The organism is Denitratisoma sp. DHT3, assembly GCF_007833355.1.
Lineage (GTDB): Bacteria > Pseudomonadota > Gammaproteobacteria > Burkholderiales > Rhodocyclaceae > Denitratisoma.
Genome location: NZ_CP020914.1, coordinates 149,647 through 171,841 on the forward strand (window position 1 = coordinate 149,647; position 22,195 = coordinate 171,841).

Sequence of the window (22,195 nt, forward strand, 5' to 3'; positions counted from 1 at the left end):
AGGTGTTCAAGGCAGGAATCCGAATCCGGGGGAGGGAAGCGGCTCATTATATCTGGCGCGCCCCGGCCGCCCTGTCGCCCATGGCCGGCTGTTTCCGTGTGCTTGAGGTGTGCCAAAAGTCTTGAGTCGACTAAAAAAATTTGCTTTACAGTCGATATAGTTGTTGTTAGGATTTCATGTAAATTATTCGTATTGCGTTTAACTTATTGCTTTAAAAGGGAAAATACTTGAAAATCGACCTCTCGATCTTCAATCCTGCCAAGCGGCCGCTGATTGGTCTGGATGTCAGTTCGTCCTCGGTCAAGATGGTGGAACTGGTCGAGAGGGAGAAGGGGGGGTATCAGGTCGAGCGTTATGCGATCGAGCCCTTGCCGCGCGAAGCCGTGGTGGATGGCAAGATCGTCAACATCGAGGTCGTCGCGGACACCATCCGTAGCGCATACAAGCGGCTGGGTTCGAACACTCGGTACGTGGCCATGGCGCTGCCCTCGGCGGCGGTGATTTCCAAGAAGATCATCCTGCCGGCGGGGTTGCGGGAACAGGAGATGGAAGTCCAGGTGGAGTCGGAGGCCAATCAATACATCCCCTTTGCCCTGGAAGAAGTCAATCTGGATTTTCAAATCATCGGGCCGGCGCCTTCCGGTCCGGAAGAGGTCGAGGTGTTGCTTGCCGCGTCGCGCAAGGAGATGGTCGAGGATCGGGTCGCTTGCGCCGAGGCCGCCGACCTGAGGCCGGTCGTGATGGATGTCGAGTCCTACGCCGCGCAGGCTGCCTTCGAGTTGATCGAGTCCCGGTTGCCGGGCGGCGGGCAGGACCAGGTGATCGCCTTGGTGGATGTGGGGGCGAACGTCATGAATGTCACCATGCTGCGCAATGATCAGACGGTCTATTCGCGGGAGCAGGCGTTCGGCGGCGGACTGCTGACCCAGGGCATCATGCGGGCTTACGGCATGAGCGTGGAAGAAGCGGAGGCCGCCAAACGGACCGGGTCGCTGCCGGAAAATTATGAGGCGGAGATACTCACGCCGTTTGCCGAGAATCTCGCGCAGGAAGTGGCGCGGGCCATGCAGTTTTTCTTCACCTCCACCCCCTACACCCAGGTCGATCACATCGTCCTGGCCGGCGGATGCGCCGTGATCGAAGGCCTGAGCGACGTGGTTCAGGCGCAGACCCTGGTGAATACCCTCATCGCGAATCCTTTCCAGGGAATGGCCATCTCGTCCAAGGTCAGGCCCCGGAGCCTGCATGCGGATGCGCCCGCCCTGATGGTGGCTTGCGGCCTCGCGTTGCGGAGATTCGATCAATGATACGGATCAATCTGCTTCCCCACCGGGAGGAAAAGCGCAAGGCACGCAGGCAGCAGTTCTACGCCATGCTCGGCCTGCTTGCCGGGCTGGCGGCGGTGGTCTGGTTCGTCGGGTTTTCGATCATCAATGGCTATATCGGCAGTCAGCAGGCCAAGAACGATTTTCTGGTCCGGGAAATCGAGGGGCTGAAGAAGGAAATCGCGGAAATATCCTCTCTCAAGGAACAGACCGACGCACTGCTCAAGCGCAAGCAGGTGATCGAATCCCTGCAGGGCAACCGGGCCGAGACCGCGAGCATTTTCGATGAGTTGCTGAAGCGGGTGCCCGATGGGGTCCGGTTGCTGACCTATTCCCAGTCGGGCGGGAATGTCGATCTGACGGGGGAGTCCGCCTCCGAGGCGCGGGTTTCGGCGTTGATGCGGAACCTTGAGGAATCACCGCTCTTTCAGAGCGTCACGCCTCTGGAGATACGCGCCATCACGGCCAAGGACGGGCGCCAGATATTCGGTTTCCAGATGAAGATGGCGATCGAGCGCGCGGCCGTTGAGAAGGATGACGCCGGCAAGAAGGCAAAGGGGGGCAAGCGATGAAAAAGCCGAACCTGCCCCAGGTGGCTTTGCCGACAATCGATTTTCGGCAGCTTGCCGAGGACTTCAAGACGCTTGATACCAAGGACCCCGGGCTTTGGCCCATGGCGCCGAAGGTGTTGATCCTGATCGGATTCTTTCTGGTTCTCTTGGGCCTGGCCTGGTTTCTCGGCTGGAGTTCTCAACTCGAGGAACTCAGTGCGGTGCAGCAGAAGGAGCTGAGCCTCAAGGAAGACTGGCTGAGCAAAAAGAAGCAGGCGGTCAATCTGGTGGAATATAAAAAACAGTTGGCCGAGATCGACCGCTCGTTCGGTGAGTTGTTGAAACAACTGCCCAACAAGGCCGAAATGGACGCCATGATCATCGACATCAGCCAGGCAGCCTTGACGCGCGGGTTGAAGGTGGAATTGTTCAAACCGGGGGCCGAGGCCAGGAAAGAATTTTATGCGGAGATGCCGATCAGTCTGCTGCTCAATGGCAGCTACAACGATCTGGCGTTTTTCTCCGCTGACATCGCGAGGCTTCCCCGCATCGTCACGCTGAACAATGTCAAGCTCAAACCCCGTGACCCCAGGTCCAACGTGATCGGCATGGATGCGACGGCGATGACATATCGCTATCTCGATGTCGAGGAAATGGCGGCTCAGAAGAAAAAGCAGAAGACACCGGGCGGAGCGAAGAAGAAATGATGCCGGGCGCCAAGTCATCGCGTTGGCAGTTGGCCTGGCCGCTCGTCGCGGCGGCCTTGGTCGGGTGCAGTGCGGGAGAGCCCGAGGATATCCGGGCCTGGATGGCGGAGAACTCGAAGGATCTCAAGGCCAGGATTCCGGAACTGCCCAAAATAAAGCCGCTGGCGGTTCCGTCCTACTCGCCGGGAGATGCGGTGTCGCCGTTCTCGCCCGGGAAACTGGTATCCGATTCCGGTTTGTCCGGCCTTGCCGGCGGAAAAGGTGGAGATGCTCGGCGAATCAATCCTGACGCGCACCCGCTGGTTCGCGTGCCCCTCGAAACCATCCGCTTGCTGGGAACGCTGCGCGTGGGCAAGGATCTGGTCGCGGTGATGGCGGCTGACCGCAACGCCGTGTTTCAGGTGCGGGTCGGCGACTACATCGGGCAGGGCAATGGGCGGGTCACGGCCATTCATCCGGCGAAGGATGACGTGGAGGCCGAGGTGCTGGTCCGTGAAACCGTGATGGAAAATGGGATGTGGGTGGAGCGAGACAATCATGTGACCGCGCCGTCGCAAGGGGACAAAAAATGAAATTCAATCTATTGCGCCGTCTGTGGACTGCAGCTCTGCTTCTTCTGGCAGGTTCGGCCATCGCGGCGGAGTCGGGCGCGGGGAATGCCATCGAACGGGTGGAGTATTCGCAATTGGCGGGACAGTCGCTGGTCAAGGTGACCCTGCGCAACCCATTGCCCAACGTGCCTTCGTCCTTCACCGTATCCAATCCTTCGCGGATCGCCTTCGATTTTCCCGATACCGTCAATGCTTCGGGCGTGGGGCGCCAGGAGACGGGGAGCGGCAATCTGCGCAGCATCAACGTGGTTCAGGCGGTTTTGCGGACGCGGCTGGTGCTCAATCTGACGCGGCCCGCCCGCTATGAACAGCGGATCGAGGGCCGCCAACTGTACATCAGCCTGCCCGACGAGTCGGCGGCCGCCACGGTCGCCGCAGCTGTCGCACCGAGTTCTCTGCGGCGCGGTACCGATATCCCGGCGGCCGCGGGCAGTGCGGAGCCGATGATCAGCAATCTGGATTTCCAGGCGGCGAGTACTGATCTGGCGATCATCAAAATTGACCTGACGGAACCCGGCGCCTTGCTGGACGTGAAACAGCGGGGCGCCAGCCTGGTGTTGACCTTCCTCTCGGCAAACCTGCCCGAGCGGCTGGAGAAAAAACTGGATGTGCGCGACTTCGGTACGCCTGTCGCGACCCTGGTTGCCAATCGCGCCGGCAAGGGCAGTCAGATCGTGCTGACCAATCGGGGCGAGTGGGACTACAACGTGCGCCAGGTGGATACCTCGGTGGTGCTGGAGGTGAGCCGCTCCAAGGTCGATCCGCACAATCTGGCCGCTGCCCGCCAGGTACAGGGCAAGGTGGTGAGCTTCAACTTCTCCCAACCGGTACCGGTGAGCCAGATGATCGGCCTGTTCCAGGACATCACCGGGTTCAATTTCGTGATCATGCCGGGCGTGACCGGCGAGATTCAAAGCCTGAAGATGGACAACACCCCGGTCAGCGTCGCCATCGACGTGATCTCCCGCATGTACGGCCTGGGCTTCCGCCGCTACGGCGACGTGGTGATCGTGGGCAAGGCCGACGATCTGGCCAAGTACGACAAGGATGAGCGGGAGCGCGCTGCGGCGCTGGAAAGCGTCGAGCGGATCGAACAGGAGTCGATTCGGGTGCGCTATCGGCCGGCGGCTGAAATCGTCCAGGCCCTGATGGGCGGGAGCGACAGCGCTCAAGGAGGAAATGCTGCGCAGGGTGGGGCGGTGCCTCCCGGTACGGGGAATGCGCCGCCGCCCCAGATCGGCGGTGGCGGCCAGGCACCGGCCGTCAGCGGCGCGACCCGTTCCCTGATCTCCAGTCGCGGTGCCATCTCCTATGATGGCGTGACCAACACCATCTTCGTCGAGGAAACCAAGTCGCAACTGGAGCGGATCCGGGAGCGGGTGGCGCTGCTGGACCGTCCGGTCCGCCAGGTGATGATCGAAGCGCGGATCGTCAGCGTCAAGGACGATTACAGTCGGACCCTGGGTGCCCGACTGAACTTCCTGCGCTTGAACAACAACGGCGCTGTGAATACCGAAGGAGGGAAAAACACGCTCAGTGCTTTGCTGCCCAGCACCCTCAAGCCTGCCTATGGGCCCGGCCAGCAGGTGCACGTGAGCGGCGGTTTTGATCCGGACCTGGGGGCGAAGGCCGGTGATCTCATGTTCTCCCTGTTCAACAAGAACCAGACCCGTCTGCTGAATCTGGAAATCACCGCCAGCGAGACCGACAACGCTCTCAAAGGCGTGGCCAGTCCAAAAGTGCTGACCCAGGACGGACGCCTGGCCAGCATCATCGCCGGCCAGAACATCTGCTTCCAGTTGAGCGGCGGCATCAACGGTCCGACCACCAGCTGCATCGACGCGGCAACCAAGCTCGAAGTGACGCCCCGCATCAACCCCGACGGCAAGATTTCGATGAAGATCAACGTCAACAAGGGCGAGCCGGCGGCCAACGCGGGCGGGGTCGTCACCACCAACAAGCGGGAGATCAAGACCAACGTGGTGGTGGAGAATGGCGGCACCTTGATGCTGGGCGGCGTGTTCGAGGACGCCACGACCAACAACGAGGACAAGGTTCCCCTCCTGGGCGATCTTCCGGTGGTCGGCCATCTGTTCAAGCAGAACCTGAAGCAGCGCAACAGGAGTGAACTGCTGATCTTCATCACGCCCCGTATCGTCACGGAAGAGCTGACCCTGCAATAAGCGTCGATGGGGAAGTCCATATTCCTGGTCGGCCTCATGGGGGCCGGCAAATCCACGGTCGGTCGCATCCTGGCCCGTAAACTACGGGCCAGGTTTGTCGACACCGACCACGAGATCGAAGCGCGGACCGGCGTCTCGATTCCCACGATTTTTGAAATCGAAGGCGAGGCGTGCTTTCGGCGGCGGGAGTCCGAGGTCATCGACGCTCTCAGCCGCGAGTCCGGGCTGGTGCTGGCGACGGGAGGCGGCGCGATCCTGGCGCCGGAAAATCGCCAGCGCTTGCGGGAACGGGGAGTGGTCGTCTATCTCTGCGCCTCTCCGGAAGTGCTCTACGAGCGCACCCGTCATGACCGCGGCCGTCCACTGTTGCAAGTGGAGGATCGTCTGGCAAAATTACAGGCACTGCACTCCCAACGCGATCCGCTCTACCGGGAAACGGCGCACGTGATCGTCGAAGTGGGAGCCACCCAGGCCATCCAGGTGGTGCGCCGCATTCAACAAGCACTGGCAACTCATGCGACAACTTGAAGTAGCGCTCGGCGAGCGCAGCTATTCGATCCTGATCGGCGCCGGACTGATCGACGATGCCGCCCCCATCGTCGATTACCTGTCCAGCCGACGGGCGGTGATCGTCACCAACGAGACGATCGCTCCGCTCTATCTCGAGCGTCTTGCCGCTCCGCTGGCCGCTCGGGAGATCGCCCTGACCCGGATCGTCCTGCCGGATGGCGAAGCCCACAAGAACGCCACGACCCTGGGGAAAATCTACGACACCTTGCTGGAGCAGCGGTGCGACCGCGGCACCACCATCATCGCGCTTGGCGGCGGCGTGATCGGCGATCTGGCGGGTTATGCCGCCGCGACCTATCAGCGCGGCATCCCGTTCATCCAGGTGCCGACGACCTTGCTGTCGCAAGTGGATTCCTCGGTCGGCGGCAAGACGGGGATCAATCATCCGCTGGGCAAGAACATGATCGGCGCCTTCTGGCAGCCGCGCCTGGTCCTGGCCGATACCGACACGCTGGCCACCCTGCCGCCGCGGGAGTTTTCCGCCGGGCTGGCCGAGGTGATCAAGTATGGCCTGATTCGGGACGAGCCGTTTTTCCAGTGGCTGGAGCTAAACATGGACCGCCTGATGGCGCGGGAGGGCGAGGCCCTGGCCTTCGCCATCGAGCGTTCCTGCCGCAACAAGGCGGAAGTGGTGGCGGGCGACGAGCGGGAAACCGCCAGGGACGGAGGGCGTGCCCTGCTCAACCTGGGGCATACCTTCGGCCATGCGATCGAAACCGGCATGGGTTATGGCGAGTGGCTGCACGGCGAGGCCGTGGCCGCCGGCACCGTGATGGCGGCGGAACTGTCGCACCGGCTGGGCTGGCTGGACGGCGCGGCGCTGGATCGAGTGAAAACCCTGCTGCAGCGGGCCGGGCTGCCCATCGCGGGCCCCTTGCTCGGCGCCGAACGCTATGTGGATTTGATGGGGCACGACAAGAAAGTGCTGGCCGGCAGACTGCGCCTGGTGCTGCTGAGGGAGATCGGCACGGCCGTGACCTGGGCGGATGCGCCGCCGGCGGACATCCGTGCCGCGATAGACGCCTGCTGTCATGCCTGATCTGGCCTCCTATGCGGTGACCGACGGCGTTTCCCGCGGGCGCCGGCATCGGGAGCCGGCACCGGACTTTCGCAGCGAATTCCAGCGCGATCGGGACCGCATCGTCCATTCGACCGCCTTTCGCCGCCTGGAGTACAAGACCCAGGTGTTCGTCAATCACGAAGGGGACCTGTTCCGCACGCGCCTGACCCATTCGATCGAGGTGGCCCAGATCGCCCGCACCATCGCGCGGGCCCTGTCCCTGAACGACGATCTGGCGGAGGCCGTCTCCCTGTCCCATGACCTGGGCCATACGCCTTTCGGCCACGCCGGACAGGATGCCTTGAACGAATGCATGGCGGACCACGGCGGCTTCGAACACAACCTCCAGTCGCTGCGCATCGTCGATCGCCTGGAGGAACGTTACGGCGCTTTTGACGGCTTGAACCTGATGTTCGAGACCCGCGAGGGCATCCTGAAACACTGCGCGCCGGCGAAGGCGCGCCGATTGGGCGATTTGGGCGCCCGCTTCCTCGAGGATCGGCGGCCGTCGATCGAGGCCCAGATCTGCAATCTGGCCGACGAGATCGCCTACAACAATCACGATCTCGACGACGGCTTGCGTTCCGGCCTGATCTCCCTGGAGCAGCTGGACGGCATCCGGATATTTGCGCACCACGTGGCGGCGGCAAGGGCGGCGTTCCCCGAAATCCAGGGGCGGCGCCTGATCCACGAGACCATCCGGCGCATGATCGGCGCCCAGGTGACCGACCTGCTGGCGGAAACCCGGCAGCGCATTGCCGATGCGGGGATTTCCACGCTGGCGGACGTGCACCGGGCACCGCCCCTGGTCGGTTTTTCCGCCGCCATGGCCGAGGAAAACCGGCAGCTCAAGGCCTTCCTGCGGGATGCCCTGTATCGTCATTATCAGGTGCTGCGGATGACCAACAAGGCACGTCGCATCATTGTCGATCTGTTTGGCGCTTTCCTGGACGATCGGCGCTTGCTGCCTCCGCAATACCAGAAAATGGCTGAAGATGGACCGGCCCGGGCGATCGCCGACTACGTCGCCGGAATGACGGACAGGTATGCCATGAAGGAGCATCGGCGGCTCTTCGCCGTGGGGGAAATATGACCCCATTCTGCTGCACTGCAGCGTCTTGAGTTCGGGGGCGAACGAGGGTATATTCTTTCGCCCACCGAAATATAACCAAAGCCGGGGAGATGCTCTTGCGCCCTAGCTTTTTTTGACGGCTGCGCCTGTAGCAGCGCTTCTTTCAAGGACAGACGAGATGGATCTGCCGAGCCGGCAGGGGTTGTACGACCCCGCGAATGAGCACGACGCCTGTGGCGTCGGCTTCGTTGCCCACATCAAGAATCAGAAAAGCCATGCCATCGTCCAGCAGGGCTTGCAGATTCTCAAGAACCTCGAGCATCGTGGCGCGACCGGCTACGATCCGCTGTTGGGTGACGGCGCCGGTATTCTGCTGCAGATTCCGGACGGTTTCTTCCGCGAGGAAATGGCCGCCCAGGGCGTAACGCTGCCTCCCGTGGGTGAATACGGCGTCGGCATGGTCTTCCTGCCGCAGAACGCGGAGAGCCGCCGCGCCTGCGAGGCGGCGATCGAGCGCACGGTGCGCTACGAGGGCCAGGAACTGCTCGGCTGGCGCGACGTGCCGTGCGACAACGCCGGCCTGGCGCAGGCCGCGAAGGACATCGAGCCGGTGATCCGCCAGGTGTTCATCGGCCGTGGCGCCGGCGTCGCCGACGCCGCCGCGCTGGAGCGCAAGCTCTACGTCATCCGCAAGGAGGCCGGCCACCGCGTGCAGGCGCTCAAGCTGCCCGACGTCAAGATGTTCTATGTGCCCTCCCTGTCGGTCCGCACGGTGGTCTACAAGGGCATGCTGCTGGCCGACCAGGTCGGCGAGTATTTCCGCGACCTGAGCGACGAGCGCGTCGTGACCGCGCTGGCGCTGGTGCATCAGCGCTTTTCCACCAACACCTTTCCCACCTGGGATCTGGCGCATCCCTTCCGGATGATCGCCCACAACGGCGAGATCAACACCCTGCGCGGCAACGTGAACTGGATTCGCGCCCGCGAGCACGCCATCTCCTCGTCGGTCCTGGGCGAGGATCTGGAGAAGATCTGGCCCCTGATCTACGATGGCCAGTCCGACTCCGCCAGTTTCGACAACGCGCTCGAACTGCTGGTGATGGGCGGCTACAGCCTTGCCCACGCCATGATGATGCTGATCCCCGAAGCCTGGGCCGGCAATCCCCTGATGGACGAGGAACGGCGCGCCTTCTACGAATACCACATGGCGCTGATGGAGCCCTGGGACGGCCCGGCCGCGGTGGCCTTCACCGACGGCCGCCAGATCGGCGCCACCCTGGACCGCAACGGCCTGCGGCCGGCCCGCTATCTGGTCACCGATGACGACCTGATCGTCATGGCGTCGGAAAGCGGCGTGCTGCCGATCCCGCAGGAGCGCATCGTCAAGAAATGGCGTCTGCAGCCGGGCAGGATGCTGCTGATCGACCTGGAGCAGGGCCGCATCATCGGCGACGACGAAATCAAGCATGCGCTCGCCTCCGCCAAGCCTTATCGGCAGTGGATCGAAAAGTCGCGCTACTACGTGGACGAGATGCCCGAAGTCAGGGCGCGGGAAAAGCTGACGGTGCCGCTCATGAAGCTGCAGCAGGCCTTCGGCTACTCCCAGGAGGACATCAAGTTCGTGCTCGAACCGATGGCCAGCGCCGGCGAAGAGGCCACCGGCTCCATGGGCAACGATTCCGCCCTGCCGGTGCTGTCGAATCGCAACAAGCCCCTGTTCAATTATTTCAAGCAGCTTTTCGCCCAGGTGACGAACCCGCCGATCGATCCGATCCGCGAGGAGATCGTCATGTCCCTGGTCTCGCTGGTCAGCCCCAACCCCAATCTACTGGGCGTGGATGAGGCCGAACCGACGCCGCGCCTGGAAGTTCATCAGCCGATCCTCTCGCCGGCCGACATGGCCAAGCTCAAGCAGATCGACAAGCTGACGCAGGGCACCTTCCGCTCCATCGTGGTCGACATCACCACCCCGGTGGCCGAGGGGCCGGTGGGCCTGAGCCGCTCCCTGTACCAGGTCTGCGCACGGGTCGAGCGCGCCGTGGGCGAGGGCTACAACGTCATCATCCTGTCCGACCGCGGCGTCGATGCCGAGCGTGCGCCGATCCCCGCGCTGCTCGCCTGTTCCGCCGTCCATCAGCATACGGTGAAGGCCGGCGTGCGCACTTCCTTCGGCCTGGTGGTCGAGACCGGCGCGGCGCGCGAGAACCATCACTTCGCGCTGCTGGCCGGCTACGGCGCCGAAGCCATCCATCCCTGGCTGGCGTTCGAGAGCATCGCGGCGATCGCCCCCACGCTGGCGGGCAAGCCCGCGGTCGCCGATTGCAACAAACGCTACATCAAGGCCATCGGCAAGGGTCTGATGAAGGTGATGTCGAAAATGGGCATCTCCACCTACCAGTCCTACTGCGGCGCGCAGATCTTCGAGGCGGTCGGCCTGGCCTCCGATTTCGTCGCCCGCTACTTCACCGGCACGCCGACGCGGGTCGAGGGCATCGGCCTCAAGGAAGTGGCGCTGGAAGCGATCAACACCCACGGCACGGCGTTCGGCAACGATCCCCTGTACGCCGACGCCCTCGATTGCGGCGGCGAGTATGCCTTCCGCGTCCGCGGCGAGGAGCACATGTGGACCCCGGATTCCATCGCCAAGCTGCAACACGCGACGCGCTCCGGCAAGTACGAGACCTACAAGGAATACGCCAAGCTCATCAACGATCAGAGCAAGCGCCACATGACCCTGCGCGGCCTGTTCGAGCTCAAGGCGGTCGGTCCCGCCGTGCCGCTCGACGAAGTGGAGCCGGCCAGGGCGATCGTCAAGCGTTTCGCCACCGGCGCGATGTCCCTGGGGTCGATCTCCACCGAGGCCCACAGCACGCTGGCCATCGCCATGAACCGGATCGGCGGCAAGTCGAACACCGGCGAGGGCGGCGAGGATGCGCGGCGCTTCAGCAAGGTCGGCGCCGGCGAGACCGTGGCCAGCGTGATCGGCGCTTCCCGCATCGAGCGTGACATCCCCCTGCGCGAGGGCGACAGCCTGCGCTCGGCGATCAAGCAGGTGGCTTCCGGCCGTTTCGGCGTCACCGCCGAGTACCTGGCCAACGCCGACCAGATCCAGATCAAGATGGCGCAGGGCGCCAAGCCCGGCGAGGGCGGCCAGCTGCCGGGGCACAAGGTGTCCGAGTACATCGGCTTCCTGCGCCACTCGGTGCCCGGCGTCGGCCTGATTTCGCCGCCGCCCCATCACGACATCTATTCGATCGAGGATCTGGCGCAACTCATCCATGACCTGAAGAACGCCAACCCGGCGGCCGGTATCTCGGTCAAGCTGGTGTCGGAAGTCGGCGTCGGTACCGTCGCCGCCGGCGTCGCCAAGGCCAAGGCCGATCACGTGGTGATCGCCGGCCACGACGGCGGCACCGGCGCGTCGCCGCTGTCCTCGGTCAAGCATGCCGGCACCCCCTGGGAACTGGGCCTGGCCGAGACCCAGCAGACCCTGGTGCTGAACCGCCTGCGCGGCCGCATCCGGGTCCAGGCCGACGGCCAGATGAAGACCGGCCGCGACGTGGTGATCGGCGCCCTCCTGGGCGCGGACGAGTTCGGCTTCGCCACCGCGCCGCTGGTGGTCGAAGGCTGCATCATGATGCGCAAGTGCCACCTCAACACCTGTCCGGTCGGCGTTGCGACGCAGGACCCGGAATTGCGCAAGCGCTTCACCGGCCAGCCCGAGCACGTCGTCAATTACTTCTTCTTCGTCGCAGACGAAGTGCGCGAGCTGATGGCCCAGCTCGGCATCCGCAAGTTCGACGACCTGATCGGCCGCGCCGACCTGCTCGACATGCGGGCCGGCGTCGACCACTGGAAGGCCAAGGGGCTCGACTTCTCGCGCATCTTCTACCTGCCGCCGGTACCCGCCGCCGTGGCGCGCTACCACCGCGAAGTGCAGGACCACGGCATCGACCGCGCCCTCGACCATGCGCTGATCGCCAAGGCCAAGCCCGCCCTGGAGAGCGGCAAGAAGGTGACGATCGAAACCACGGTGAAGAACGAGAACCGCACGGTCGGCACCCTGCTGTCCCATGAGGTGGCCAAGCGCCATGGCCACGCCGGCCTGGCCGATGGCACCCTCACCGTCAAGCTCGCCGGCACCGCCGGCCAGAGCTTCGGCGCCTTCCTGGCGAAGGGGATCACCCTCGAGCTCACCGGCGAAGGCAACGACTATGTGGGCAAGGGCCTGTCCGGCGGCCGCATCGTCGTCAAACCGCCCAAGGGCTTCCGCGGCGATCCGGCCGAGAACATCATCGTCGGCAACACCGTGCTCTACGGCGCCACCGAAGGCGAGGTGTTCTTCAGCGGCGTCGCCGGCGAGCGCTTCTGCGTCCGCAATTCCGGCGCCACCGCGGTGGTGGAGGGCACCGGCGATCACGGCTGCGAATACATGACCGGCGGCACCGTCGTGGTGCTGGGCCGCACCGGCCGCAACTTCGCCGCCGGCATGAGCGGCGGCGTGGCCTATGTGCTGGACGAGGACGGCAGCTTCGAGCAGCGCTGCAACCTGTCGATGGTCGCGCTGGAACCGGTGCCGGAAGAGATCGCCGCCTCCGAGACCGGGGAACTGGAAGCCCACGGCCGCGTCGACGTGCGCCACCTGGGCCGCGCCGACGAGGAACTGCTGAAGTCGCTGATCGCCAGGCACGAGCAATACACCGGCAGCGCCCGGGCCAGGGAAATCCTCGCCCATTGGCCCCAGTATCGCGCCAAGTTCGTCAAGGTCATGCCCCATGAATACCGTCGCGCCCTGAAGGAAATGGCGGAACAGCAACAGAAGGAGGCCGCATAATGGGCAAGCCCACAGGATTCCTCGAATTCCAACGCCAGTCCGAATCCTACGAACCGGTCGACCAGCGGCTGAGGCACTACCGCGAGTTCGTCCTCCACCTCGATGACGAGCAGGCCAAGATCCAGGGTGCACGCTGCATGGACTGCGGCATTCCCTTCTGCAACAACGGCTGCCCGGTCAACAACATCATTCCCGACTGGAACGATCTGGTCTATCGCGGCAACTGGCGCGAAGCCATTACGGTGCTGCATTCGACCAACAATTTCCCCGAGGTCACCAGCCGCATCTGCCCCGCGCCCTGCGAGGCGGCCTGCACCCTGAACATTCCGCAAAACCCGGTGGGCATCAAGTCCATCGAGCGGGCGATCATCGACAAGGCCGGCGAGAACGGCTGGGTGGTGCCCCAGCCGGCGGCGCGGAAGACCGGCAAGAAGGTCGCCGTCGTCGGCTCCGGCCCCGCCGGGATGGCCGCCGCCCAGCAACTGGCGCGCGCCGGCCACGAGGTCACGGTGTTCGAAAAGAACAGCCGGATCGGCGGCCTGATGCGCTACGGCATTCCCGATTTTAAGCTGGACAAGCGCCTGATCGACTGGCGCATGGCCCAGATGGAGGTCGAAGGCGTCAAGTTCGTCACCAACACCCTGGTGACCAGGGCCGAGATGCCGCAGGGCGTCTGCGACGACAGCAGGAAGACCGTCACGCCGGAACAACTGCAAAAGCAGTTCGACGCGGTGCTGCTCACCGGCGGCGCCGAGCATCCGCGCGACCTGCCGATCCCCGGCCGCGACCTGGCCGGCGTGCATTTCGCCCTGGAGTTCCTGATCCCCCAGAACAAGGAGGTCAATTCCGGCAACATGCGCGGCAAGAAGAATCCGATCAGTGCCGCGGGCAGGCACGTGCTGGTGATCGGCGGCGGCGACACCGGCTCCGATTGCGTCGGCACCTCCAACCGCCACGGCGCCGCCAGCGTGACCCAGATCGAATTGCTGCCGCGTCCGCCCGAGCTGGAAAACGGCCCCCTGACCTGGCCCTACTGGCCGCTGAAGCTGCGCACCTCGTCCTCCCACGACGAAGGTGTGGAGCGCGACTGGGCCATCGCCACCAAGGCGTTCGTCGGCGAGAACGGCAAGCTCACCGCGGTGAAGGCCGTGCGTCTGGCCTGGCAGGACGGCAAGATGAGCGAGGTGCCCGGTTCCGAGTTCGAGATCAAGGCCGACCTGGTGTTCCTCGCCATGGGTTTCGTCAGCCCGGTGGCCGGCGTGCTGGAAGCCTTCGGCGTCGACAAGGATGCCCGTGGCAACGCCAAGGCCGATACCGAGGGCCGCAACGCCTACGCCACCAACGTGAGCAAGGTGTTCGCCGCCGGCGACATGCGGCGCGGTCAGTCCCTGGTCGTGTGGGCGATCCGCGAAGGCCGCCAGGCCGCGCGTGCCGTCGACGAATTCCTCATGGGATCGAGCACCCTGCCGCGCTAGGCCGGCATCCGGCTTACTCCGTCCGCATCAAAGGGCGCAGCAGGGCTAGAATCCCGCTGCGCCTTTTGCTTTTCCGGCCTCGAACATGTCCTCTCTCACTCCCCCTTCCTTCAACGTCGTGGTGCTTGCCGCAGGCCAGGGCAAACGCATGTACTCCGACCTGCCCAAGGTGCTCCATCCCATCGCCGGCCGCCCGATGCTGGCCCATGTGCTGGATACCGCGCGCAGTCTGGGCGCAGCCTCGATCTGCGTGGTCCATGGCCATGGCGGCGAAGCCGTGCCCGCCGCCATGGCGGCACCGGACCTGCGCTGGGCGCTGCAGTCGCCGCAACTGGGGACCGGTCACGCCGTCCTCCAGGCGCTGCCCCGACTCGACCCGTCCTGCCCGACCCTGGTGCTCTATGGCGATGTGCCGCTGATCCGCGCCGAAACCCTGCGCGCGTTGCTGGCGGCGGCGGGGAGCGATGCCCTGGCGCTATTGACCATCGAGCTGGCCGATCCCCATGGCTACGGCCGCATCGTGCGGGTGGATGGCGCGGTCAGCCGCATCGTCGAGGAAAAGGACGCGGACGACGCCGAGCGCGCGATCCGCGAGACCAATACCGGCATTCTGGTGGCGCCCACGGCGGCGCTGGCGCGCTGGCTGCCGGGCCTGGGCAACCGCAACGCGCAGGGCGAGTACTACCTGACCGATATCGTGGCACTGGCCGTGGCCGAGGGCATGCCCGTGCGCACCGCGCAGCCCGGCGCGGAATGGGAGGTGCGCGGGGTCAACAACAAGGTGCAACTGGCGGCGCTGGAGCGCATCCATCAGCGCAATCTGGCCGTCCGGCTGCTGGACGCCGGCGTCACCCTGGCCGATCCGGAGCGCATCGACGTGCGCGGCGAACTGCTGTGCGGGCGCGACGTCAGCATCGACGTCGGCTGCGTGTTCGAAGGCCGGGTCGAACTGGCCGACGGCGTGGCGGTCGGCCCCCACTGCGTGCTGAAGAACACCACGGTGGGCGCCGGCACCCGCATCCAGGCCTTCTGCCACTTGGAAGACGCCGTGGTCGGAGCGGACAACGCCATCGGTCCCTACGCCCGCCTGCGGCCCGGCGCGGCGCTGGGCCGGGAGGTTCACATCGGCAATTTCGTCGAAGTGAAGAACAGCACCATCGCCGATCATTCCAAGGCCAACCACCTGGCCTACCTGGGCGACGCCACCGTCGGCCAGCGGGTGAATATCGGCGCCGGCACCATCACCTGCAACTACGACGGCGCCAACAAGCACCGCACGGTGATCGAGGACGATGCCTTCATCGGTTCCGACACCCAACTGGTGGCGCCGGTCACCGTCGGGCGGGGCGCCACCCTCGGCGCCGGTACCACGCTGACGCGGGACGCGCCGGCGGAACAACTGACGGTCTCGCGCCCGAAACAGATTTCCATCGCCGCCTGGAAGCGGCCGATCAAGCGTTCATGAGCGCATTGCTCACCCCCAAACCATGAAAGAACGCCAAAACCCTGACACGCCCCCCACCCCCTGCCCCCGCCCCGGGGCGGGGGATGCAGTCTGCTCGCTACGCTCGAAGCTCGACCGGGCGTTGTATTGCGTACTTTCACGTTAACGGAAGGATTGAACTGATGTGCGGCATCGTGGCGGCCGTGGCCGCAGGCAATGTGGTTCCCACCCTGGTCGAAGGCCTGCGCAAGCTCGAATACCGGGGCTATGACTCGGCCGGCCTGGCGGTCTTGAATCCCGGTTTGCAGCGTCTGCGCAGCGTCGGCCGGGTGGCCGAACTGGCGGCCCAGGCCGAAGGCGTCAACGCCACCCGGGGCATCGCGCATACCCGCTGGGCCACGCACGGCGTGCCCTCCGAGCGCAACGCCCATCCTCATGTCTCCGGCGGCCTGGCCCTGGTGCATAACGGCATCATCGAGAACTTCGCCGAGATCAAGCAGGAACTGTCCGCGCTCGGCTACGTGTTCCATTCCGACACCGACACCGAAGCGGTCGCCCATCTGATCGAGCACACCCTGAAGAGCGAGCCGGACCTGCTGCAGGCGGTGCGCCGCGCCACCATGCGCCTGGCCGGCGCCTATGCGATCGCCGTGCTGCGCGAGGGCGAGCAGCGCGTGGTCGTCGCCCGTCATGGCGCTCCGCTGCTGCTGGGCATTTCCGCCGCCGGCAACTATGCCGCGTCCGACGCGTCGGCGCTGCTGCAGGTGACCCGCTCCATGGTCTATCTGGAAGACGGCGATGTGGCCGAGATCGGGCGCGACGCCTGGCGCGTGCTGGGGCCGGACGGCGCGCCGGCGGTACGTGCCGTGGTGGAGAGTCAGCTGTCGGCGGACGCCGTGGAGCTGGGGCCGTACCGCCACTACATGCAGAAGGAAATCTTCGAGCAGCCCCAGGCCCTGGCCAACACGCTGGAGATGATCGGCGCCGCTCAGCGCCTGTCGCCCAATCTGTTCGGCAGCGCCGCGCCCGAACTGCTCGACGGCGTCGGCCGCGTGCTGATCCTGGCGTGCGGCACCAGTCACCATGCCGGCCAGGTGGCGCGCTACTGGATCGAGTCGCTGGCGCAACTGCCCTGCACGGTGGAGGTGGCGAGCGAATACCGCTACCGGGAGTCGGTGCCCGATCCGGACACCCTGGTGGTGGCCATCTCCCAGTCCGGCGAGACCGCCGACACCCTGGCCGCACTGAAGCATGCCCGCCAGCTGGGCATGAACCGCACCCTGGCGATCTGCAACGTGGCGGAATCGGCCCTGATCCGCGAGGCGGCCTTGAAGTTCCTGACCCGCGCCGGGCCCGAGATCGGCGTCGCCTCGACCAAGGCCTTCACCACCCAGTTGGCGGCCCTGGCCCTGCTGGCCCTGACCCTCGCCAGCCAGCAGGACTGGCTGAGCGCGGAAGAAGAGGCGCGGCATCTGGCGGCGCTGCGCCATCTCCCGGTGGCGGTGCAGAAGGTGCTGGCCTTGGAGCCCGAGATCGGGCGCTGGGCCCAGCGCTTCGCCGGCAAGCACCACGCCCTTTTTCTCGGCCGCGGCCACCACTATCCCATCGCCCTCGAAGGCGCCCTCAAACTCAAGGAAATCTCCTACATCCACGCCGAGGCCTACCCCGCCGGTGAACTCAAGCACGGTCCCCTGGCCCTGGTGGACGCGGACATGCCGGTCATCGCCGTGGCGCCCAACGACGCCCTGCTGGAAAAGCTGAAGTCCAACCTCCAGGAAGTGAAGGCCCGTGGCGGCGAACTCTACGTGTTCGCCGACGCGGATTCGGAAGTGCCCGAGTCAGAGGGCATCCACATCCTGCGCCTGCCGGAGCACTACGGCGTCCTCTCGCCCGTGCTCCATGTGGTGCCTCTGCAACTGCTGGCCTACCATGCCGCCCTGGTGAAGGGCACCGATGTGGACAAGCCGCGGAATCTGGCCAAGAGTGTGACGGTGGAATAGCGGCGCAACCAAGGAAAATCGATGAAGAACAAGATAGTTCCCGTGCTTGGCGTCATCGGCGGCAGCGGCGTGTCCGAGATCGCCGGCCTCTCCGACATCCGCTGGGTCAAGGTGGATTCGCCCTTCGGCGAACCCTCGGACGAGATCATGCTGGGCGATCTGAACGGCCAGGCCATGGCCTTCCTGCCCCGCCACGGGCGCGGCCACAGGATTCCGCCGTCCGAGGTCAATTACCGCGCCAATATCGACGCCCTGAAACGCCTTGGCGTCACCGACGTCATTTCGGTGAGCGCGGTCGGCTCCCTGCGCGAAGACCTGAAGCCGGGGATGTTCGTGATCGTCGACCAGTTCATCGACCGCACCTTCGCCCGCGAGAAATCCTTTTTCGGCAAGGGACTGGTGGCGCACGTCTCCATGGCGCATCCCGTCTGCGGGCGGTTGGGAGACCATCTGGAGCAGGCCGTCGGCGAGGCCGGGATCGAGGCGGTGCGCGGCGGCACCTATCTGGCCATGGAGGGACCGCAGTTCTCCAGCCTGGCCGAATCGAGGTTGTACCGCCAGTGGGGCTGCGACGTGATCGGCATGACCAATATGCCGGAAGCCAAGCTCGCCCGCGAAGCCGAGCTGTGCTACGCCAGCGTCGCCATGATCACAGACTTCGACTGTTGGCACCCGGATCACGACGACGTCACGGTGGAGCAGATCGTCGCCGTGCTGCATGGCAATGCGGACAAGGCCGGCAACCTGGTGCGGGCCGTCACGCCACGGGTGCAGGCGGATGCCCATGGCGCGGATTGCCCGTGCCGCAAGGCGCTGGAACATGCCCTGATCACCGCGCCCGAGGCCCGCGACCCGGCGATGCTGGCCAAGCTGGACGCCGTCGCCGGCCGCCTGCTGCGTTCATGAGCCAACCCCACGCCGCCGAGGAGCGCCTGCGCCAACGGATGCTGAGCGTGGCGCAGGCCATGGTCGCGGCGGGCCTGAACAAAGGGACATCGGGAAACGTCGGCTGCCGCTGCGGCGATTATTTCCTGGTCACGCCGTCGGGCCGGCCGGTGGACGAGATGCAGGCGGCGGAGATGGTGGCGCTGGATTTCGACGGCTCTCCCCGTACGCCCGGCAAACCCTCCAGCGAATGGCATTTCCACCGCGACATCCTCGCCAGCCGGCGCGAAATCAATGCGGTGGTGCATTGCCACTCGCCCTTCGCCACGACGCTGGCCTGCCTGCACCGGGAGATCCCGCCGTTCCATTACATGATCGCCATGGCCGGCGGCGATACCATCCGTTGCGCGCCGTATGCACTGTTCGGCACTGAAGAGCTGTCGCGGCATGCCCTGGCCGCGCTGACCGGACGCAAGGCCTGCCTGCTCGCCAACCACGGCATGATCGCCCTGGGGCGCGATCTGGACGACGCCTTCGCCCTGGCCGTGGAAGTGGAAACGCTGTGCGAGCAGTACTGGCGTGCCTTGCAGGTAGGCGAGCCGCATCTGCTCTCCGCGCAGCAGATGCGCGAAGTGCTGGAAAAGTTCAAGGACTACGGTCGGCAGGCTGGCGACCTCTCCCACAACAAAATTGCCTAGCGGGGCTGTATCAAGATGCCAATCAAATCACGTATCCGTACCGTTCCCCATTACCCGAAGCAGGGCGTGATGTTTCGCGACATCACCACGCTGCTGAAGGACCCGGTGGGTTTTCGCGTCACCATCGGCGAACTGGTCAACCGCTACGCCGGCACCAGCATCGACCGCGTGGCCGGCATCGAGGCGCGCGGCTTCATCGTCGGCGCGGCGCTGGCTTTTCAACTGGGCGTGGGTTTCGTCCCGATCCGCAAGCAGGGCAAGCTGCCGGCCGAGACGGTGGGGCACGACTACGCGCTGGAGTACGGCAGCGACCGCATCGAGATGCATGTGGACTCCGTGTCCCGCGGCGACCGGATACTGCTGGTCGACGACCTGATCGCGACGGGTGGGACGGCCGAAGCGGCGTGCAAGCTGATCGAGAGCATGGGCGGCGAGATCGTGGAGTGCTGCTTCGTCATCGACCTGCCTGACCTGGGCGGGCGCACCCGTCTTGAAGAGCAGGGGCACAAGGTGTTTGCGCTGTGCGAATTCGAGGGCGACTGAATCATGGCTGTCGCGGTTGAGACGCTGCGCTGGTGTCCGGCGGGCCATCTGGAGATGATCGACCAGACGCGCCTGCCCGCCGTCTTCGAATATCGGCGATACACGTCGGCCGCCGAGGTCGCCGAGGGTATCCGCAGCATGGTGGTACGGGGGGCGCCGGCCATCGGCGTGGCCGCCGCCTACGGGGTGGCGCTGGAGGCATTGCGCCTGCGGGACTTTCCCCACACCCGCTTCGACCAGGAACTGGACGCCGGATTCCAGGCCCTGGCGGCCAGTCGGCCGACCGCTGTCAATCTGTTCTGGGCGCTGCGGCGGATGCGCGAATGCTGGAGCGCCAAGGGCACCCTTGATGCTCCGGCGCTGGCCGCCGCCCTGCTGGACGAGGCCCATGCCATCCATGCGGAGGACATCCGCATCAATCGCGCGATGGGCGTCCACGGCGCAGACCTGCTGACGGATGGGGCGCGGGTGCTGACCCATTGCAACGCCGGCGCATTGGCCACCGCCGGCCACGGCACGGCATTGGGCGTGATCCGCTCGGCGGTGGAGGCCGGCAAGCGCATCTCCGTCATTGCCGACGAGACCCGCCCTTTCCTGCAAGGGGCGCGCCTGACCGCCTGGGAAATGGTGCAGGAGAAGATTCCCGTCACCCTGATCACCGACAACATGGCCGGGTTCATGATGAGCCGAGGCGAGATCGATGCGGTCGTCGTCGGCACCGACCGGGTCGCGGCCAACGGCGATGTGGCCAACAAGATCGGCACCTACATGGTGGCGGTGCTGGCGCATCGTCATCGCATTCCTTTTTACGTGGCCTGCCCCCTGTCGACCATCGACCGGGCGCTCGCCAGCGGCGCCGAGATCCCCATCGAGGAACGCACCGCGGACGAGGTGACGGGGTATCGCGACTGCCAGTGGGCCGCGCAGGGTGTGGCGGTTCGCAATCCGGCGTTCGACATCACGCCGGCGGAACTGGTGACGGCGCTGATCACGGAAAAAGGCGTCGTTCACGCGCCCGACCGCGAGAAGCTGGCGGCGCTGTTCTGAGACACGGATCGAACGTTGCCGACGTATGGGCGTAAAAAAACCGGCCTTGGCGCCGGTTTTTTTACGGTGGTTTGGTCGGGGTGAGAGGATTCGAACCTCCGACTCCTGCGTCCCGAACGCAGTACTCTACCAGGCTGAGCTACACCCCGATTCGATCAGGAGCTTTTTCGGGAACTGCCGCTGGGCTCCTGCCGCCTAGGTCAGTGGCGTCGCGCCACTGCGAAGGCGGCGAATTGTAGCAGAGAATCCCGATAAATCGAAGGCGGCAGAGAAGAGAGTGCGGCTTGCGCCGATTCGGCCTCGATCTCCGCGCGGCGCCGGGTTTCCTCCAGCGCGCCGGTGGCGCGGATCGCTTCCAGCACCGCCGGCAGTTCGTCCTTGCCGCTGTCCTCGATGGCCCGTCTGATCGCGGCGCTCTGTGCGGCTGTGCCGTGGTGCAGCGCGTGGATCAAGGGCAGGGTGGGCTTGCCCTCGGCCAGGTCGTCACCGAGGTGCTTGCCGGTTTCGTTCTCGTCGCCGGAGTAGTCGAGCACGTCGTCGATGAGCTGGAACGCCGTGCCCAGGTGCATGCCGTAGCGCGCCAGGCTCTCCTCGAGTTCGGCCGGGGCGCCGCCGAGGATGCCGCCGAGCCGGCTGGCCGCCTCGAACAGTTTGGCGGTCTTGTAGCGGATGACTTGCAGATAGTTCTCGATTTCGATGTCGGCGTCGTGGCAATTCATCAATTGCAGCACTTCGCCTTCGGCAATGACGTTGGTCGCTTCCGCGAGCACTTCCATCACGCGCATGCTGCCGACGCCGACCATCATCTGGAAGGCGCGGGAATAGAGGAAATCACCCACCAGCACGCTCGCCGCGTTGCCGAACAGCGCGTTCGCCGTTTCACGGCCGCGACGCAATCCCGACTCGTCGACGACATCGTCGTGGAGCAGGGTCGCGGTGTGGATGAACTCGACCACGGCGGCAAGCTCGTGGTGGTGGCTGCCCTCGTATCCCAGGGCCCGGGCGGCAAGGATCACCAGGGCGGGGCGCATGCGCTTGCCGCCGGCGGAAATGATGTATTCCGCCACTTGGCGCACGAGGACCACTTCGGAATGAAGCCGCGCCCGGATGACGGCATCTACCGCCTTCATGTCGGGGGCGATCAGTGTATTCAGGGAAGCAAGCTGCACGGTGAACCGATCAAAAAGATC

The 22,195-nt window shown here is 65.2% G+C and carries 17 protein-coding genes and 1 tRNA gene; 16 read left to right on the forward strand and 2 right to left on the reverse strand.

Going from position 1 to position 22,195, the window contains the following annotated elements:
• The first annotated feature begins 233 nt into the window (after positions 1-233).
• The 16 genes from B9N43_RS00740 (at position 234) to mtnA (ending at position 21,005) form a co-directional block, all read left to right on the forward strand.
• Positions 234-1,307, forward strand: coding sequence for a pilus assembly protein PilM (locus B9N43_RS00740; protein WP_409994729.1), 1,074 nt, complete (start codon positions 234-236; stop codon positions 1,305-1,307).
• Complete coding sequence (locus tag B9N43_RS00745; RefSeq protein WP_145840438.1) at positions 1,304-1,897, forward strand: PilN domain-containing protein; 594 nt, start codon at positions 1,304-1,306, stop codon at positions 1,895-1,897. Before B9N43_RS00740 ends, B9N43_RS00745 begins: the two co-directional genes overlap by 4 nt.
• Positions 1,894-2,583, forward strand: coding sequence for a type 4a pilus biogenesis protein PilO (locus B9N43_RS00750; RefSeq protein WP_145840439.1), 690 nt, complete (start codon positions 1,894-1,896; stop codon positions 2,581-2,583). Before B9N43_RS00745 ends, B9N43_RS00750 begins: the two co-directional genes overlap by 4 nt.
• Positions 2,580-3,155: a pilus assembly protein PilP gene (locus B9N43_RS00755; RefSeq protein WP_145840440.1), complete on the forward strand. Its 576-nt coding sequence runs from the start codon at positions 2,580-2,582 to the stop codon at positions 3,153-3,155. The genes B9N43_RS00750 and B9N43_RS00755 overlap by 4 nt, the downstream gene beginning before the upstream one ends.
• Positions 3,152-5,377, forward strand: a complete 2,226-nt coding sequence (gene pilQ, locus B9N43_RS00760; protein ID WP_145840441.1) for a type IV pilus secretin family protein — start codon at positions 3,152-3,154, stop codon at positions 5,375-5,377. The genes B9N43_RS00755 and pilQ overlap by 4 nt, the downstream gene beginning before the upstream one ends.
• 6 nt (positions 5,378-5,383) lie before the next feature.
• Positions 5,384-5,905, forward strand: coding sequence for a shikimate kinase (locus B9N43_RS00765; protein WP_145840442.1), 522 nt, complete (start codon positions 5,384-5,386; stop codon positions 5,903-5,905).
• Positions 5,892-6,986 (forward strand): 3-dehydroquinate synthase, encoded by a 1,095-nt coding sequence (aroB, locus tag B9N43_RS00770; RefSeq protein ID WP_145840443.1) that lies wholly within the window; start codon positions 5,892-5,894, stop codon positions 6,984-6,986. Before B9N43_RS00765 ends, aroB begins: the two co-directional genes overlap by 14 nt.
• The gene (locus B9N43_RS00775; RefSeq protein ID WP_145840444.1) at positions 6,979-8,100 is read left to right on the forward strand and encodes a deoxyguanosinetriphosphate triphosphohydrolase; all 1,122 of its coding nucleotides are present in this window, start codon (positions 6,979-6,981) and stop codon (positions 8,098-8,100) included. Before aroB ends, B9N43_RS00775 begins: the two co-directional genes overlap by 8 nt.
• 157 nt (positions 8,101-8,257) lie before the next feature.
• On the forward strand, positions 8,258-12,913 hold the full coding sequence (gltB, locus tag B9N43_RS00780; RefSeq protein ID WP_145840445.1) for a glutamate synthase large subunit: 4,656 nt from the start codon (positions 8,258-8,260) through the stop codon (positions 12,911-12,913).
• Complete coding sequence (locus B9N43_RS00785) at positions 12,913-14,388, forward strand: glutamate synthase subunit beta (protein WP_145840446.1); 1,476 nt, start codon at positions 12,913-12,915, stop codon at positions 14,386-14,388. The genes gltB and B9N43_RS00785 overlap by 1 nt, the downstream gene beginning before the upstream one ends.
• Before the next feature lie 85 nt (positions 14,389-14,473).
• On the forward strand, positions 14,474-15,853 hold the full coding sequence (gene glmU / locus B9N43_RS00790) for a bifunctional UDP-N-acetylglucosamine diphosphorylase/glucosamine-1-phosphate N-acetyltransferase GlmU (RefSeq protein ID WP_145840447.1): 1,380 nt from the start codon (positions 14,474-14,476) through the stop codon (positions 15,851-15,853).
• Positions 15,854-16,014: 161 nt separating this feature from the next.
• Positions 16,015-17,832 (forward strand): glutamine--fructose-6-phosphate transaminase (isomerizing), encoded by a 1,818-nt coding sequence (gene glmS, locus B9N43_RS00795; RefSeq protein WP_145840448.1) that lies wholly within the window; start codon positions 16,015-16,017, stop codon positions 17,830-17,832.
• Between the two features lie 21 nt (positions 17,833-17,853).
• Complete coding sequence (locus B9N43_RS00800; RefSeq protein WP_145840449.1) at positions 17,854-18,738, forward strand: S-methyl-5'-thioadenosine phosphorylase; 885 nt, start codon at positions 17,854-17,856, stop codon at positions 18,736-18,738.
• Complete coding sequence (locus B9N43_RS00805) at positions 18,735-19,415, forward strand: class II aldolase/adducin family protein (protein WP_145840450.1); 681 nt, start codon at positions 18,735-18,737, stop codon at positions 19,413-19,415. The genes B9N43_RS00800 and B9N43_RS00805 overlap by 4 nt, the downstream gene beginning before the upstream one ends.
• Before the next feature lie 15 nt (positions 19,416-19,430).
• Positions 19,431-19,958 carry an adenine phosphoribosyltransferase gene (locus B9N43_RS00810; RefSeq protein WP_145840451.1) on the forward strand — a complete coding sequence of 176 codons (528 nt, stop codon included), beginning with the start codon at positions 19,431-19,433 and terminating at the stop codon, positions 19,956-19,958.
• A gap of 3 nt (positions 19,959-19,961) precedes the next feature.
• Positions 19,962-21,005, forward strand: a complete 1,044-nt coding sequence (gene mtnA / locus B9N43_RS00815) for an S-methyl-5-thioribose-1-phosphate isomerase (RefSeq protein WP_145840452.1) — start codon at positions 19,962-19,964, stop codon at positions 21,003-21,005.
• 72 nt (positions 21,006-21,077) lie between these two features.
• Here the strand turns inward: mtnA and B9N43_RS00820 are convergent.
• Together B9N43_RS00820 and ispB are read right to left on the reverse strand one after the other, a co-directional pair.
• Positions 21,078-21,154 (reverse strand) — tRNA-Pro (locus B9N43_RS00820).
• 51 nt (positions 21,155-21,205) lie between these two features.
• Positions 21,206-22,174, reverse strand: coding sequence for an octaprenyl diphosphate synthase (gene ispB, locus B9N43_RS00825; RefSeq protein WP_261379362.1), 969 nt, complete (start codon positions 22,172-22,174; stop codon positions 21,206-21,208).
• Positions 22,175-22,195: the final 21 nt, after the last annotated feature.